Annotated in this window: 12 protein-coding genes; 3 read left to right on the top strand and 9 right to left on the bottom strand. The window is 65.7% G+C overall.

The window, feature by feature from the left end; all coding sequences use genetic code 11:
• Positions 1-2 precede the first annotated feature (2 nt).
• The 6 genes from bamB to ndk are packed head-to-tail and all read right to left on the bottom strand — an operon-like array spanning position 3 to position 5,207.
• Positions 3-1,211 carry an outer membrane protein assembly factor BamB gene (bamB, locus tag C0R07_RS05680; RefSeq protein WP_102788356.1) on the bottom strand — a complete coding sequence of 403 codons (1,209 nt, stop codon included), beginning with the start codon at positions 1,209-1,211 and terminating at the stop codon, positions 3-5.
• The gene (locus C0R07_RS05675) at positions 1,211-1,849 is read right to left on the bottom strand and encodes a YfgM family protein (protein WP_019183086.1); all 639 of its coding nucleotides are present in this window, start codon (positions 1,847-1,849) and stop codon (positions 1,211-1,213) included. Before C0R07_RS05675 ends, bamB begins: the two co-directional genes overlap by 1 nt.
• Before the next feature lie 59 nt (positions 1,850-1,908).
• Positions 1,909-2,772, bottom strand: coding sequence for a helix-turn-helix domain-containing protein (locus C0R07_RS05670; protein ID WP_019183087.1), 864 nt, complete (start codon positions 2,770-2,772; stop codon positions 1,909-1,911).
• 6 nt (positions 2,773-2,778) lie between these two features.
• Positions 2,779-3,579 carry a type IV pilus biogenesis/stability protein PilW gene (gene pilW, locus C0R07_RS05665; RefSeq protein ID WP_102788355.1) on the bottom strand — a complete coding sequence of 267 codons (801 nt, stop codon included), beginning with the start codon at positions 3,577-3,579 and terminating at the stop codon, positions 2,779-2,781.
• Positions 3,566-4,771 (bottom strand): 23S rRNA (adenine(2503)-C(2))-methyltransferase RlmN, encoded by a 1,206-nt coding sequence (rlmN, locus tag C0R07_RS05660; protein WP_019183089.1) that lies wholly within the window; start codon positions 4,769-4,771, stop codon positions 3,566-3,568. The genes pilW and rlmN overlap by 14 nt, the downstream gene beginning before the upstream one ends.
• Before the next feature lie 10 nt (positions 4,772-4,781).
• Positions 4,782-5,207 (bottom strand): nucleoside-diphosphate kinase, encoded by a 426-nt coding sequence (gene ndk / locus C0R07_RS05655; RefSeq protein ID WP_008265389.1) that lies wholly within the window; start codon positions 5,205-5,207, stop codon positions 4,782-4,784.
• A gap of 321 nt (positions 5,208-5,528) precedes the next feature.
• On the opposite strand from ndk, the gene C0R07_RS05650 reads away from it, so the two are divergent.
• The 3 genes from C0R07_RS05650 to C0R07_RS05640 all read left to right on the top strand — a co-directional run bounded on the left by C0R07_RS05650 (position 5,529) and on the right by C0R07_RS05640 (position 9,885).
• Complete coding sequence (locus C0R07_RS05650; RefSeq protein ID WP_019183090.1) at positions 5,529-6,191, top strand: TetR/AcrR family transcriptional regulator; 663 nt, start codon at positions 5,529-5,531, stop codon at positions 6,189-6,191.
• A gap of 43 nt (positions 6,192-6,234) precedes the next feature.
• The gene (locus tag C0R07_RS05645; RefSeq protein ID WP_102788354.1) at positions 6,235-8,607 is read left to right on the top strand and encodes a 3-hydroxyacyl-CoA dehydrogenase/enoyl-CoA hydratase family protein; all 2,373 of its coding nucleotides are present in this window, start codon (positions 6,235-6,237) and stop codon (positions 8,605-8,607) included.
• Between the two features lie 69 nt (positions 8,608-8,676).
• Positions 8,677-9,885, top strand: coding sequence for an acetyl-CoA C-acyltransferase (locus C0R07_RS05640; protein ID WP_019183092.1), 1,209 nt, complete (start codon positions 8,677-8,679; stop codon positions 9,883-9,885).
• Positions 9,886-10,134: 249 nt separating this feature from the next.
• On the opposite strand, the gene galU is transcribed toward C0R07_RS05640, so the two are convergent.
• From galU to C0R07_RS05625, 3 genes are read right to left on the bottom strand one after another with little or no spacing between them, the layout of a single operon-like run.
• Positions 10,135-11,016, bottom strand: coding sequence for a UTP--glucose-1-phosphate uridylyltransferase GalU (gene galU / locus C0R07_RS05635; RefSeq protein ID WP_019183093.1), 882 nt, complete (start codon positions 11,014-11,016; stop codon positions 10,135-10,137).
• Positions 11,016-12,923 (bottom strand): polysaccharide biosynthesis protein, encoded by a 1,908-nt coding sequence (locus C0R07_RS05630; RefSeq protein ID WP_046273767.1) that lies wholly within the window; start codon positions 12,921-12,923, stop codon positions 11,016-11,018. The genes galU and C0R07_RS05630 overlap by 1 nt, the downstream gene beginning before the upstream one ends.
• 16 nt (positions 12,924-12,939) lie before the next feature.
• Positions 12,940-13,908 carry an MraY family glycosyltransferase gene (locus C0R07_RS05625; protein WP_428991897.1) on the bottom strand — a complete coding sequence of 323 codons (969 nt, stop codon included), beginning with the start codon at positions 13,906-13,908 and terminating at the stop codon, positions 12,940-12,942.
• Positions 13,909-13,914 lie beyond the last annotated feature (6 nt).

Genomic DNA, 13,914 nt, shown 5'->3' with positions numbered 1-13,914 from the left:
CCTTATTGTGCCAACCGGAACGCGGTCAGCTTTCCATCAACGTTCTGCACCAGCAGAATCCCATCGGCAGCTACCGGCTGGGCCAGGAGGGCGTCGCCGCCACTCTTGGCGCGCGCCGCGAACTCACCGTTATCGGTCCGCAACCAGTGCAGATACCCCTTGTAATCACCGACCACAACGTAATCGCCGTGGATGACCGGACCGGTCAGCGAACGACGGGCCAGGCCCATCTGCGACCACATGGCCGAACCGCTGGCCTTGTCCAGGCCGAACACGCCGCCCTTGTTGTCGGTGACGAACACATTGCCCGAGGTCAGGGCCACGCCACCGGCGCCGCCATGATCACGTGCCCACAGCGGACGGCCGGTCGGGCCTTCGATCGCCATGGTCTGGTTCTTGAAACTGCTGACGAACAGCGTATTGCCTTCCAGCACCGGGGCGCCGTCGATATCGGCCATGCGCTCCAGCTCGGTACGGCCTTCGCCGGTGCCGACCATCTGGTCCCACAGCGTGCGGCCGTCCTGCATGGCCAGCGCGGCGATGGAGCCGTCGTCGTTGCCGATGAACAGCACGCCCGGGCCGGTGACGACCGGCGCGTTGCCACGCACGGTCAGCGCCGGCAGCTCGCGCGGGTTGAACCAGCGCTGGGTGCCGTTCTCGGCATCCAGACCGGTCACGCGACCGTCGTTGCTGCGCACGAACACCATGCCCTGGCCCACGGCCGGGGCGGAGATGACTTCACCCGGCACCTTGGCACGCCACTTTTCTGTGCCGTCGGCCGCGTTCAACGCGATGACTTCACCATCCAGGGTGCCGATGACGACCAGGCCGTCACCCACGCCCGGGCCACCGGACAGACGCAGCTTGGGCTGCTTCTTGACCTTGGCCGGTTCGTAGGTCCAGATCTTCTTGCCGGTCTGCAGGTCGATGGCATGCACGCCACCGTAGATGGCGGCCGCGTAGACGCGACCATCGGCGACCACCGGGCCCTGACGGACGCCGATGCGCTTCTCACCCTTGCCGACGTTGGCCGTCCAGATCTTGTCGACCTTGGCGGTGGCATCGAATTTCACCAGCTCGGCCGGTTCCAGTGCCTTCTTGGCCGCGGCATCTTTGCCGGCGAACCAGCCCTTCATCGTGCTGCAGCCGGTCAGGGCCATGCCCAACAGGGCAACCGTGGCAACGCGCTTGATCATGACCATCTGATTCATTACACCGACTCCGCAGGATCGGTGACGGTGCCACCGGCATCCGTCAACTTGGTTTCCAGCAGGCGCCGCTGGGGCGCTGCCACGTCCAGCGTCTTGAGCGCCTTCTCATACTGCTCGCGGGCGGCATCACGCTTGCCCTGCGCCATCAGTGCATCGCCATGGATTTCCAGGCTGGCGCTGTCGGTCGCGGTACCGAGCTGCTTGATCGCATCTTCGGTCTTGCCGGTGGCCACCAGCAGGCGCGCAACGCGCTGCTCGATCACCGGCTTGAATTCGGGGTCGGCCTTGATCGCGCGCAGGGTTGCCAGCGCGTCTTCGTTCTTGCCGGCATCGACCTGCGCCTTGGCCAGCTGCAGGGCAGCCAGATCAGCGTAGATGTTGGCCTTGCCGCTTTCCAGGTCCTTCACACCCTTGGCGGCCTGCTCCAGATCCTTTTCTTCCAGGCTCTTGAGGACGATCTGGTATTGGACGTTGGCGCCAGCCAGGCTGTTGCTGTGCCGGGTCTGCCACTCTTTCCAGCCCCAGATGCCACCGATCGCGATGGCTACGCCAGCGAGGATGCTGACACCGTTCTTCCGCAGCCAGCCGCGGACGCGTTCACTTTGTTCGTGCTCGTCGAGCAGGTCGTCGATCGCCATGCGTACTCTCGCCCCGCCCATGAGGAGGAGCTATTTGAATTGGATTGGGGAAACGCGGTTCAGTGCGAAACTGGGACCACGGAGCCGTCAGAGGATACCGTAAAGCGTGCCACGTTGGCTCGCTGGTACGGCGAAAGGTCGACGATAGTGCCGGCCTGCTGAACCTCGACCGCCGATGCATTGCCCAGCACCATGCGGGCCACCTGGCCTGGCGCGAAGCTGCGGGTCTCGCCCGACTTGATCAGGGCCTTTTCGACGGTGGTGCCGTCGGGCCCGGAAATATCCACCCAGCTGTCGCCTTTGAACTGCAGGCTCAGTGCACCAGCCGGCGCTGCCGGCGCGGCGGCCGGACGCGGGACCGGGGTCAGCGACGCCAGGTACGGCGCTGCCGGCGCAGACGGCTTGGCCGCCTCGACGGCCGCCGGTGCGGCCGCTTCCGGGGCGTCACCGCCGGCCACCGGGACCGCCGCCGGGATCACATCCAGCGACGCGGTGTTCGGGGTGGTGGCAGTGCCATCGAAATGACCCCGGGTGGCGAACCAGACCGGCACGGCCAGCACCGCGGTGATGCCGACATACAGGACGCGACGGCCCAGGCTCTCGGCAATGCGGCGCGCGCGCGGGGTATGGGTATGGCTGACCAGCTGTGGCGGCACGATCGGCCCGATATGGGCCTGCTCGAGGATGTCGTCGATGTCCACCTTCAGCAGGCGGGCATAACTGCGCAGCTGGCCACGGACGAAGACCGGCGCGCCAAGGCGCTGCCACTGCTCTTCTTCAAGGGACTTCACTACCTGGACCGGCATGCGCAGCTGCTGCCCCACGGCCTCCAGGGTCAGTCCGGCCGCTTCCCGGGCCTGGCGAAGACGAGCTCCGCAACCGGCCGCAGTATCAAAAGCGTTCACAGTCTGGTCATCAATCACAATGCTTCAACCCCGGGGATTAGGTGCCGCATCCTGCGGAAATTCGTCATGAATTCGCTGCAGATAGCGACCGGATGCCACGCTGTCGCCAAGCCGCGCCTCGATTTGAGAGGCAAGTTGTAACACGGAACGTGTGGCCGGTGCAGCCGTCAAACGCCGTTGCGAAAAGGCGCGGGCCTCGAAATAACGCCCTTCGGCGTACTCATTGCGGGCCATCGACTCCAGCGCGTAGGCATTGACGGGATCTATCTCAAGCGCCCGCCGGAGGTCCCGAACCGCCCGCGCGGGCTGGCCTGCGTCCAGTGCACAGCCCCCGGCATTGGCCAGGGCGGAGGCCGGGGTGGTATAGCCCGGGGCCTGCAGCGCCCGGTCGAACCAGGCCAGCGACTCGGCCGGCTGGCCATGAGCACATAGCCAGGCACCATAATTGTTGAGAACGTCGCCGCGCTCGGGGGCCAGCTCGGCCGCCTTGCCGTACAGGCGCCCGGCTTCGGCCTCGTTGCCGCGCTGGGTGGCAATCGCCGCCAGCAGCATGTAGGCCTCGGGGCGGCGTGCATCGATCTTCATCGCGGCCCGCACCCGCTTCTCAGCGGCATCCGGGGCGCCCGCGCGCAGCGATTCGCCAGCCAGGACCATCTGGTCCTGGTAGTTCACCCGCTTGCGGATCTCGGGGTTGTCGCGGGCCTCGTAGGTCGGCGCGACCTCGAGTGGACCGGACGGCGGCTTGATCCCCTGCTGTTTGCCACAGCCGGCCAATGCCAGCGCGAAGAAAACAACGGCTGGCAATCGGCGATCAGGCAGCGGCATCCCGGTTTTTCCCGTCCTGCAGCGTTTTGTTGAACTCGGCCTGGCGGCGCGTACGGTCCATCACCTGGCCCTTGAGCTGGCCACAGGCGGCATCGATATCGTCGCCACGGGTACGCCGCACCATCGTCAGCACCTGCGAATCGAGCAGGATCTTCTGGAAGGCGCGGATTTCGGTTTCGCCGGAACGCTCGTAACGCGTGCCCGGGAACGGATTGAAGGGGATCAGGTTGACCTTGCCCGAGTTCGAGGCCTGCACGGCGTTGTCGAACTGGCGCATCAACCGCGCCAGCTGGCGGGCGTGCTCGGGCTGGTCATTGATGCCCTTCATCAGGGTGTATTCGAAGGTGACCGATTCGCGGCGCTTGTTGGCGCGCAGGTAACGTGCGCACGAGGCCATCAGCTCGACGATCGGGTACTTCTTGTTGAGCGGGACCAGGGTCTCGCGAAGTGCATCGTTGGGCGCATGCAGCGATACCGCCAGCGACACGTCGCTCTCGGTGGACAGGCGGTCGATCTGCGGCACCAGGCCGGAGGTGGACAGCGTCACGCGCTTGTTGGCCAGGCCGTAGCCCAGATCGTCGCGCATCACGCTCATGGCGCGCACGACGTTGTCGAAATTCATCAACGGCTCGCCCATGCCCATCATCACCACGTTGGTGAGACGACGCTGCTTGTGCGGGATGTTGCCCAGATGGCGCGCCGCCACCCACACCTGGCCGATGATCTCGGCGGTGGAGAGGTTGCGGTTGAAGCCCTGGGTAGCGGTCGAACAGAACGTGCAGTTCAGCGCGCAGCCGACCTGCGAAGACACGCACAGGGTGCCGCGGTTCTTGTCCGGGATGTAGACGGCCTCGATGGCGTTCTTCCCATCGGTGCCCATCGCCAGCAGCCACTTGTGGGTGCCGTCGGCGGAGGGCTTGTCGAACACGATGTTCGGAACCAGCACCTCGGCATGCTGCTTGAGCTTGGCGCGCAGCGCCTTGCCGAGGTCGGTCATTTCATCGAAATCGGTGACGTAGTGATGGTGGATCCACTTCATCACCTGATGGGCACGGTAGCGCGCTTCGCCGAGTGTCTCGGCGAAGAAGCGCTCCAGACCCTCGCGATCGAGGTCGAGCAGGTTCTGCTTGGCCACAGCCGGGCCCGGAACGAGCACGGATGGGATGGCGGTTGGCTGTACGACCTCGTTCACGGCATCACTCTCAGCGCGAGACGACTTCAGTCGCGGCGAAGAAATAAGCGATTTCGATCGCGGCATTCTCAACCGAGTCCGAGCCGTGGGCGGCATTGGCATCGATGGATTCAGCGAAGTCGGCGCGGATGGTGCCTGCGGCGGCTTCCTTCGGGTTGGTGGCGCCCAGCAGGTCGCGGTGGGCCAGCACGGCGTTCTCGCCTTCCAGCGCCTGGATCATCACCGGGCCGGAGATCATGAACTCGACCAGCGCGTTGAAGAACGGACGCTCGCGGTGCACGGCGTAGAAGCCTTCGGCTTCACGGCGCGACAGCTGCTTGTACTTGGCGGCGACGACCTTCAGGCCGGCCTTTTCGAAGCGGGCGTAGATTTCACCGATGACGTTCTTGGCGACGGCGTCCGGCTTGATGATGGAAAGGGTGCGCTCCAGCGCCATGGGAATACTCCGTTGGGCGGGCCACTTGATCGGCCCGAGGTTAACATGAAAAAAACCCGCGTCAAAACGCGGGCTTAGCCTGATATACGTGCGCCAATTCTAACGTGTCCTCCCCATCTCCGGTAGTGCCACGCCATGCGTGGCAGGCGTGGACCGGACGGGGTAGCGCGCCCCGTTCAGGCAGTTCCGGGGCTTGGCAGCCACGGGCCGGCACGACACAGCGGCGGATGAACGAATCCCTCTTCCTGCTGCGCCGCACAATGCGGACGCGCAGCCACGGGTCTAATATCAAACAATCGTTTGATTGAACTGCCCTGCCCCATGGCCAAACCTGCCCACTTCTCCACCAAGGACCGCATTCTCGGCGCCGCCGAGGAACTGTTCGCCCTGCACGGGTTCGCGGGCACCTCGCTGCGCCAGGTCACCAGCCAGGCCGATGTGAACATCGCCGCGGTCAACTATCACTTCGGGTCCAAGGAGAACCTGGTCAACGAGGTGTTCCGTCGCCGCATGGATGAAATGACCTCGGCCCGGCTGAGCCAGCTGGACAGCGCCCGCCGCGAGCACCCCGGTGAACTGCGCCCGGTGCTGGCCGCCTTCGTGGAGCCGGCCCTGGCCATGGCCCAGGACCGCCAGACCGGCGGCGCGTTCGTGCGCGTCATCGCCCGCGCTTACGCGGAGAAGAACGACAACCTGCGCAAGTTCCTTTCCGACCATTACGGCCACGTCCTGCGCGACTTCGGCAAGGCGATCTCCGCCTGCGTGCCGGAGCTCAGCAAGGAGGAGCTGTACTGGCGCCTGGATTTCCTCGCCGGCTCGCTGACCTATGCCATGGCCGACTTCGGCCTGATCAAGCGACCCGCCGGTGTCACCGAAGCGGCGCATCGTGCCCATGCCGCCCAGGAACTGATTCATTTCGCCGAAGCCGGATTCCGCGCCAGCGCGGCCTCGAGCGCTTCGACGTCCTCCCTTTCCACCCCGTAGAGCCGGGCGCTGACCGGCTTCCAGACAACAAAGGCTTATCGACATGTCCAATTCCCTGCTAGTCCGCCGTGCCGCCGTGCTGGGTGCCGGTGTCATGGGCGCCCAGATCGCCGCCCACCTGACCAACGCCGGCGTCGACACGGTGCTGTTCGACCTGCCCGCCAAGGAAGGTCCGGCCGATGGCATCGTGCTCAAGGCGATTGCCAACCTTGGCAAGCTCAGCCCTGCCCCGCTTGCCAGCAAGTCCTACGCCGAGGCGATCACGCCGGCCAACTATGAGACCGGCCTGGAGCAGTTGAAGGACTGCGACCTGATCATCGAAGCCATCGCCGAACGGATGGACTGGAAGCAGGACCTGTACAAGAAGATCGCCCCGTTCGTGGCCGATCACGCGGTGCTGGCCTCCAACACCTCCGGCCTTGGCATCAACAAGCTCGCCGACGTGCTGCCCGAGCAGCTGCGCCACCGCTTCTGCGGCGTGCACTTCTTCAATCCGCCGCGCTACATGCACCTGGCCGAGCTGATCCCGGCCACCACCACCGACGCGGCCGTGCTGGAAGGCCTGGAAGCGTTCCTGGTCACCACCCTGGGCAAGGGCGTGGTGTATGCCAAGGACACCCCGAACTTCATCGGCAACCGCATCGGCGTGTTCTCGATCCTGTCCACCATCCACCACACGCAGGAATTCGGCCTGGGCTTCGATGAAGTGGACGGCCTGACCGGCCCGCTGGTCGGCCGCCCGAAGTCGGCGACCTACCGCACCTCCGACGTGGTCGGCCTGGACACCATGGCGCACGTGATCAAGACCATGGGCGACACCCTGCCCAACGATCCGTGGCATGAATTCTTCAAGTCGCCGAAGTGGCTGGACGCGCTGATCGCCAAGGGCGCGCTCGGCCAGAAGACCGGTGCCGGCATCTTCCGCAAGGTCGGCAAGGACATCGTGGTGCTGGATCTGGAGAAGCAGGACTACCGTCCGGCCGACCGCACCGCCGCACCGGAAGTGGTCGAGATCCTGAAGATCAAGAACCCGGCCGAGAAGTTCGCCAAGCTGCGCGAGAGCCAGCACCCGCAGGCGCAGTTCCTGTGGGCGACCTTCCGCGACCTGTTCCACTACAGCGCCTACCACCTGGCCGACATCGCCGAGACCGCGCGCGACGTCGACCTGGCCATCCGCTGGGGCTACGGCTGGTCGCTGGGCCCGTTCGAAACCTGGCAGGCCGCCGGCTGGAAGCAGGTCGCACAGTGGATCGCCGACGACATCGTCGCTGGCAAGAGCATGAGCAATGCGCCGCTGCCGGATTGGGTGTTCGATGGCCGCGATGGCGTGCACGCCGCCGAGGGCAGCTACAGCCCGTCGCGCAATGCCAAGCTGCCGCGCTCGGCGCTGCCGGTGTACCAGCGCCAGCGCTTCCCGGATCCGCTGCTGGGCGAGAACTTCAGCCCGGGCGAAACCGTGTTTGAAAACGACGGCGTGCGCATGTGGCACGACGGTGACGGCATCGCGGTGGTCAGCTTCAAAACCAAGATGAACACCGTGTCCGACCACGTGCTCAACGGCCTGCAGGAAGCGATCAAGCGCGCCGAGCAGGACTACAAGGGCCTGGTGATCTGGCAGCAGAAGGAACCCTTCTCCGCCGGTGCCGATCTGGCCGGCGCGCTCGGCCTGCTGCAGGCCGGCAAGGTCGATCAGTTCGAAGAGATGGTGCACAACTTCCAGCGCACCAGCCAGGCGATCAAGTATTCGCTGGTGCCGGTGGTGACCGCGGTGCGCGGCCTGGCCCTGGGCGGTGGCTGCGAGTTCCAGATGCACAGCGCCAAGAGCGTGGCCGCGCTGGAAAGCTACATCGGTCTGGTCGAGGCCGGCGTCGGCCTGCTGCCGGCCGGCGGTGGCCTGAAGGAACTGGCCGTGCGCGCCTCGCAGGCGGCCGGTCCGGGCGGTGATGTGTTCGCCGAGCTGAAGAAGACTTATGAAACCGTCGCGATGGCCAAGGTTTCCAACTCCGCGGTCAACGCCAAGGAACTGGGCCTGATGCGCGCCACCGACAAGGTGGTGTTCAACAGCTTCGAGACGCTGCACATCGCCAAGGCCGAAGTGCTGGCGCTGGCCGAAGGTGGCTACCGTCCGCCGATGCCGGCCCGCCGCATCCAGGTCGCCGGCGACGTGGGCATCGCTACGTTCAAGATGATGCTGGTCAACATGCTGGAAGGCCGCTTCATCAGCCCGTACGACTACGAGATCGCCGTGCGCATCGCCACCGTGCTGTGCGGTGGCGAAGTGGATCGCGGCACGCTGGTGGACGAAGAGTGGCTGCTGACGCTGGAGCGCAAGCACTTCGTCGAACTGGCCCAGCAGGAAAAGACCCAGGCCCGCATCGCGCACATGCTCAAGACCGGCAAGCCGCTGCGGAACTGACGGAAGACATCGGTAGTGCCGGCCGCTGGCCGGCAACCTCTTCCAACCCCTATTCAAGAGATCACTGCAATGACCAAGCAAATCCAGGACGCCTACATCGTCGCCGCCACCCGCACCCCGGTGGGCAAGGCGCCCAAGGGCGTGTTCCGCAATACCCGCCCCGACGACATGCTCGCCCACGTGCTCCGCTCCGTGGTCGCGCAGGCGCCGGGCGTGGACGTCAACCGCATCGATGACGCGATCATCGGCTGCGCGATGCCCGAAGCCGAGCAGGGTATGAACGTGGCACGCATCGGCGTGCTGCTGGCCGGCCTGCCGGACACCATCGCCGCACAGACCGTCAACCGCTTCTGCTCCTCGGGCCTGCAGGCCGTGGCCATGGCTGCCGACCAGATCCGCCTCGGCAATTCGGACCTGATGCTGGCCGGTGGTACCGAGTCGATGTCGATGGTGCCGATGATGGGCAACAAGATCGCGATGGCCCCGAGCGTGTTCGACAATGACCACGTCGCCATCGCCTACGGCATGGGCATCACCGCCGAGAAGGTCGCCGAGGAATGGAAGGTCTCGCGTGAGGACCAGGACGCCTTTGCGCTTGCCTCGCACCAGAAGGCCATCGCCGCGATCCAGAACGGCGAGTTCAAGGACGAGATCAGCCCTTACGACGTGCGCACCCGCCAGCCGGACCTGGCCGACGGCCGCCGCATCATCACCCGCGACAAGATCGTGGATACCGACGAAGGCCCGCGCCTGGATTCGTCCGCCGAAGGCCTGGCCAAGCTGCGCCCGGTGTTCCGCAACGGCCAGTTCGGCGGCACGGTCACCGCCGGCAACTCCTCGCAGATGAGCGACGGCGCCGGCGCCGTGCTGCTGGCCTCCGAGCAGGCGATCAAGGATTACGGCCTGACCCCGCTGGCCCGCTTCGTCAGTTTCTCGGTGGCCGGCGTGCGCCCGGAAGTGATGGGCATCGGCCCGATCGCCGCGATCCCGAAGGCGCTCAAGCAGGCCGGCCTGACCCAGGACCAGCTGGACTGGATCGAGCTCAACGAAGCCTTTGCCGCGCAGTCGCTGGCCGTCATCCGCGATTGCGGCCTGGACCCGTCCAAGGTCAACCCGCTGGGCGGCGCGATCGCCCTGGGCCATCCGCTGGGCGCAACCGGCGCGATCCGTACCGCCACCCTGCTGCACGGCCTGCGCCGTCGCCAGCAGAAGTACGGCATGGTGACCATGTGCATCGGCACCGGCATGGGTGCGGCGGGCATCTTCGAATCGCTGTAAGGATTGATCGGTGCCGGCCTGCGGGTCGGCACCGATGCAACGGGTATGACCGGCGTGACCGGCGGCAACATTGCAACGGGTCGCCGCCGACCGTTGGTCGGTGCAGGGCGGGAAACGAAAAGGGCAGCCTCGCGGCTGCCCTTTTCTGTTGTGACGGGAGCCGGCCAGCGGCCGGCACTACCGTTGCTGCTTGAGAGCCGGCCAGCGGCCGGCACTACCACCGCTGCATCGCGCGGGGGCAGCTCGTTCTCAGCCCTCTGCCAGCATCTTCTGCAGCACTTCGCGTGCCGGACCGGCCAGCTTCTCGTTGTCGAGGGCGAAGCGGATCGTGGCTTCGACCAGACCCAAGTGGGTACCGCAGTCGAAGCGGCGGCCCTCGAAGCGGTACGCGTCGACGCGCTCGCTCTTGAGCAGTTCGGCGATGGCGTCGGTCAGCTGGATCTCGCCACCTGCACCGGTCCCGGTCGCTTCGAGCAGCTCGAAGATCTTCGGGCTCAGCACGTAACGGCCGACCACGGCCAGGTCGCTCGGGGCGTCCTCGGGCTTGGGCTTTTCAACGATGGCGCTGATCTTGCCCTGGCGGCCGTCGAAAGCCTCGGTGGCCACGATGCCGTAGCTGCCGGTCTTGTCATGCGGCACGTCTTCAACGGCAATGATGCTGGCGCCGCTGGCTTCGTTGGCGTCGGCCATCTGCTTGAGCGCGCCGTTGCCACGGTTCCAGATCAGATCGTCGGGCAGCAGCACCGCGAACGGCTCGTCGCCCACGATCGCCTTGGCACACAGCACCGCATGGCCCAGGCCCAGCGCTTCGGCCTGGGTCACGAACACGGCGCGCACGCCATTGGGCAGCACATGGCGAACCAGTTCGAGCTGTTCCTGCTTGCCGGCGCGCTCGAGTTTCTGCTCCAGCTCGTAGGCCTTGTCGAAATAATCCGCGACCGCGTGCTTGTAACGGTTGGTGATGAAGATCAGCGTGTCACAGCCCGCCTCGATCGCCTCATCCACGGCATATTGGATCAACGGCCGATCAATGATCGGCAGCATTTCCTTCGGAACGGTTTTGGTGGCCGGCAGGAATCGCGTTCCCAACCCTGCGACAGGAAATACCGCCTTACGAATACGCTTGCTCATCAGAACCTAGTGGCCTCACGCGCCGGAAAGGCGAGCACTTTAGCAGAGCTGACGTGATCGTCCTGTTGCAAAGGAGAAAATTCGGGCATGGTCGCAAACAGAATGCTGTTGATCGCATCAGTATCGTAGCTGGCAATCGCCTCGCGCAGTTTCGGCACATTGGCCAATACCTGCTCACGCGCGAACGTGCGCACGCCTGCCTCGAGAATCTTCGGATGCGCGGTCGGACGATAATCTTCGTCGGAATAGAACAGCGTTTCGTGCAGTTTCTCGCCCGGCCGCAGGCCCGTATAGACGATGGCGATGTCCTTGTAGGGCTGCTTGCCGGCCAGGCGGATCATCTGCTCGGCCAGCACGCGGATCGGCACCGGCTCGCCCATGTCCAGCGTATAGATCGCCCCATGCGAGGCCGACGCGGCCGCCTGCAGGATCAGCTGGCAGGCCTCGGGAATGGTCATGAAGTAACGGGTGACTTCCGGGTCGGTCACGGTAACCGGACCGCCCTTGAGGATCTGCTCGCGGAACACCGGCACCACGCTGCCGGCAGAGGCCAGCACGTTGCCGAAGCGCACGGTCACGAAACGGGTGTGGCTGGTCTTCTGGTCCAGGCTCTGGCAGATCATCTCCGCGTAGCGCTTGCTGGCGCCCAGCGCGTTGACCGGATCGACCGCCTTGTCGGTGGAGATGAAGACGAAATGCTCGATGCGCGCTTCGACGCAGGCGCGCGCCACCGTTTCGGTGGAAAGGATGTTGTTGCGCACCGCTTCGCGCAGCTGGCGCTCCAGCACCGGCACCTGTTTGTAGGCGGCGGCATGGAAGACCGAGTCCACCCGCGACAGCGACAGTGCATGGCGGATCACCGCGGGGTCACCGCAGTCGCCCAGCACCGCTTCCACCACCAGATCCGGGAAGCTGCGCTGCAGCTCGGCTTCGATGGTCAGCAGAAGCAGTTCACTCATTTCCACCAGGACGATGCGCCCTGCCCCGTGGCGTGCGCACTGGCGGCACAGCTCCGAACCGATCGAGCCGCCCGCGCCGGTGACCAGCACGGTACGCCCGCCCAGCCAGCCGCGGATCAGCGCCCAGTCCGGCAGGATCGGCTTGCGGCCGAGCAGGTCCTCGATCGCCACTTCCTTGAGCTCACCCGGCAAGGAATGGCCCAGCAGGATGTCGTTGAGCTTGGGCACCATCCGGAACGGCACGCCGGTGCTTTCGCAGATGGCCACCACCCGCTGCATGCCCACGGCATCCAGCGACGGGATGGCGATCACCAGCAGCTTGGCGGCGGTCTCGCGGACCACGGCCGGGGCATCTTCCAGGGTGCCCAGGATCGGCAGGCCCTGCAGCTTGGCGCCTTGCAGATGCGGGGCGTCGTCGAGCAGGCCGACCGGCTCGAAATCACCCGAGCGGCGCAGGTCGCGGACCAGGGCCTCGGCCGCCTGGCCGGCACCCAGGATCAGCACACGGCGCGCGGTGACGTCGGACTGCAACGCCTGATAGTCCTTCCATGCGCGGTACAGCAGGCGCGGCGCGCCCAGCAGCGCCGACAGCGCGAAGGGATAGATGACCAGCACGGACATCGGTACGCCTTCAAAGCGCTTGTACGCCAGGGCGACCACGATGGCGAGCAGGCCGATGAAGCTGGCTTTGAAAATGTTGAGCAGATCGGCGACGCTGGCAAAGCGCCACAGGCCGCGGTACAGACCCACCCGCCAGAACACCACTGCCTGGATGACCAGCACCAGCGAGGTGTCGATGTTCCAGAGCGGCAACGCCGGCGCGTCGGCCAGCATCGAGTAGCGGCCGGCGTGCAGCAGCTGCCAGCACGCCCAGACCATGAACAGGTCGTGGGCCACGATGGCCGCGCGCGGCATCAAGCCGGTAAGTCGGTCCTGCCAAGGCGTCATAAACAACGTATTCCTTCTAGTTGCGCATTCCCTTGCGCAGGAGCAGCCAAAGGCCGTACGCGAAGATCAACCACGCGATGGCCACGGCAGCCTCCCACCTCGGCTGCAAATTCGTGCATGCATTAAACACTGCCGCACTGAATATTCCAAAAACAAGATACACCCCGGTGACGAAAGTGTGGCTTGCACCACTTTTCACCGCGCGCTGATAGAGATGCTGCGTGTGGGGTTCCATCCAGCGCTGTCCGGACAGGATGCGCGAAAGCAATGTGAAGCCTGCGTCCACAAGAAAGGCCGAAAGCGGCACCAGCAACAGCAACCAGTGGATATCGGTGTGCACACTGGCCAGGCAGACCAGCGCCGCGATGGCATAGCCCAGCGCCCCGCTGCCGACATCGCCCATGAAGATGCGTGCCCGTGGGTAGTTGAACGGCAGGAACCCCAGGCAGGCCAGCCCCAGCACCACACCGGCCAGGCCGTAGGGGGGCGGCAGCACCAGCGCTAAGGCAAGACCGGCCAGGATCGCCTGGGTGGTGGCGATGCCGTTGATCCCATCCATGAAGTTCCAGATGTTGATCAGCGAGGTCGCGAACAACAGGGCCAGCAGCGCCTGCCAGGGATTGCCACTGGCATGCCAGACCAGCCCAGCCAGCAGCGCGGAGGCCAGCACATGGACCAGCAGGCGGCGGACCGCCGGCAGCGGCCGATGGTCGTCCCACCAGCCGATCCCGGCCACCAGTACCAGACCCAGCGCGAACACCGCCAGCGAGATTCCGGCCTTGGGCCAGATCACGGCGGCGACCGCGCAGGCCAGCAGCAGGGTCAGGACGATCGCGATACCACCGCCGCGAGGCGTCGCCACCCCATGGCTGCGGCGCTCGCCCGGCTGATCCAACAGATTGCGGCGGAGCGCGTACGCCCGTGCGGCCCAGGTCAGCCCCGCCGATACCGCCAGCACCGCCAGCAGCCCTGCCATCCAGCCCACCATCAT

This window comes from Stenotrophomonas bentonitica (assembly GCF_002887735.1).
GTDB classification, from domain to species: domain Bacteria; phylum Pseudomonadota; class Gammaproteobacteria; order Xanthomonadales; family Xanthomonadaceae; genus Stenotrophomonas; species Stenotrophomonas bentonitica_A.
Note: the sequence above shows the minus strand (reverse complement) of the source record. Positions and strands in the feature narration are given on the sequence as shown.

Bases quoted from the DNA above. Each gene is read 5' to 3' on its own strand.
- pilW (WP_102788355.1), bottom strand. From the start codon at position 3,579: ATGCCGCTGCCTGATCGCCGATTGCCAGCCGTTGTTTTCTTCGCGCTG.
- C0R07_RS05645 (WP_102788354.1), top strand. From the start codon at position 6,235: ATGTCCAATTCCCTGCTAGTCCGCCGTGCCGCCGTGCTGGGTGCCGGT.
- C0R07_RS05630 (WP_046273767.1), bottom strand. From the start codon at position 12,923: ATGACGCCTTGGCAGGACCGACTTACCGGCTTGATGCCGCGCGCGGCC.
- ndk (WP_008265389.1), bottom strand. From the start codon at position 5,207: ATGGCGCTGGAGCGCACCCTTTCCATCATCAAGCCGGACGCCGTCGCC.
- C0R07_RS05650 (WP_019183090.1), top strand. From the start codon at position 5,529: ATGGCCAAACCTGCCCACTTCTCCACCAAGGACCGCATTCTCGGCGCC.
- C0R07_RS05675 (WP_019183086.1), bottom strand. From the start codon at position 1,849: ATGGCGATCGACGACCTGCTCGACGAGCACGAACAAAGTGAACGCGTC.
- galU (WP_019183093.1), bottom strand. From the start codon at position 11,016: ATGAGCAAGCGTATTCGTAAGGCGGTATTTCCTGTCGCAGGGTTGGGA.
- bamB (WP_102788356.1), bottom strand. From the start codon at position 1,211: ATGAATCAGATGGTCATGATCAAGCGCGTTGCCACGGTTGCCCTGTTG.
- C0R07_RS05640 (WP_019183092.1), top strand. From the start codon at position 8,677: ATGACCAAGCAAATCCAGGACGCCTACATCGTCGCCGCCACCCGCACC.